Here is a 1614-nt window from a genome sequence, read left to right on the forward strand (position 1 = left end):
CCGCTCACGACGCCCCCGCCGCCACGACGACAACGCCGGCAACACCACACCCAACGACTGCGACCCATCGGCATCCACCGCCAACGCCCCCGCCAACGCCTCCAAGTCCTCCCGCTCCACCGCCTCCCAGAACCGCGCCTCCACCTCATCAGCGACCGGCGTCACCATGCCCGTAGACGTCCCCAGCCGCCCGGCCTCCGGCCAGAACCGCTCCCGCTGGAAGGCATACGTCGGCAGATCCACCCGCCGCGCATCCGACCCGGCGAACACCGACTCCCAGTCGACACTCACCCCCGCTACGTGCAGCCGCGCCAACGCCGACATCACCGACGCCGTCTCTGCCCGCTCCCCGCGAAGAGCGGAAACGAAGGCGCCTTCGACGCAGTCGGGGCCCATGGCCGACAGCACCGCGTCAGGGCCGAGCTCCAGGAAGGTGCTCACCCCGTCGGCCTGCAACGACCGCATGGTGTCCAGGAACCGCACCGGCTGACGAACGTGAGCGACCCAGTAGTCCGCATCCGAGCCGAACGCGATAGGGATCCGCGGCGGGTTGTAGGTCAGCGACTCGGCGACCCGGCGGAAGTCCTCCACCATCGGATCCATCAACGGCGAATGGAACGCGTGGCTGACCTTCAACCGCTTCGACTTCCGGCCGGGGAACCGCGCGACCACCGCCGCGACGGCATCCTCCTCACCAGCCACCACGACCGACGAAGGACCGTTGACCGCCGCGACACTCACCCGGTCGGTCAAATACGGCAGGACCTCTTCTTCTGAGGCGTTCAGGGCGACCATCGCCCCACCCTCGGGAAGGGCCTGCATCAACCGGCCCCGGGCCTCCACCAATGTGCAGGCGTCCTCAAGGGACAAAACGCCGGCCACATGAGCGGCGGCGATCTCACCGATGGAATGCCCCGCCAGGAAGTCCGGAACGATGCCCCACGACTCCACCAGGCGGAACAACGCCACCTCGATCGCGAACAACGCCGGCTGGGTGAACTCCGTACGATCCAGCAGCTCGCCGTCCCGTGCGATCACCTCCCGGATCGGCCGGTCAAGATGACCGTCCAGATGAGCGCATACCTGGTCGAAGGCGTCCGCGAAAGCCGGGAAAGCGCCGTACAGCTCCTGGCCCATCCCGGCCCGCTGGCTGCCCTGACCGGTGAACAGGAATGCCACCTTGCCGCCCTCGCCGGCCACTCCATGCGTCACGTTCCCCGCAGGCGCCCCCTGGGCCAGTGCCTCCAGGCCATTCATCAGGGCGTTCAGATCGGCGCCTGACACAACCGCTCGGTGCTCGAAGGCGGACCTGGAGGTAGCCAGCGAGTACGCGATATCGCCAACGGCGAGCTCCGTACGCGCGCCGATGTAGGTGTGCAACTGCCTGGCCTGCTCCTGGAGCGCCTTTTGGGTTCTTCCTGAGACCAGCCACAGCGACTCGGCGCGAGCGCGCTCGCCCGTGGAACCGTTCCCTTCAAGCGCACGTGGCGAGACACCTGCATGATCTTGTTGGGGTGCCTGTTCGATGATGGTGTGGGCGTTGGTGCCGCTCATCCCGAACGAGGACACCCCTGCCCGGCGGGGCCGGTCGACCTCGGGCCACGGCCTGGCCTG

At 68.2% G+C, this 1614-nt stretch carries 1 protein-coding gene and 1 pseudogene; both read right to left on the reverse strand.

Features of this window, described 5'->3' with window-relative positions; genetic code table 11:
- Positions 1-1257 (reverse strand): acyltransferase domain-containing protein (locus tag AB0B72_RS40220; protein ID WP_367745062.1); only part of this gene is annotated, 1257 nt, incomplete at its 3' end.
- Between the two features lie 39 nt (positions 1258-1296).
- Positions 1297-1614 (reverse strand): annotated as a pseudogene (locus AB0B72_RS40225) (ketoacyl-synthetase C-terminal extension domain-containing protein); the annotation flags it as partial.

It is taken from the genome of Microbispora sp. NPDC049125 (assembly GCF_040802045.1).
Lineage (GTDB): Bacteria > Actinomycetota > Actinomycetes > Streptosporangiales > Streptosporangiaceae > Microbispora.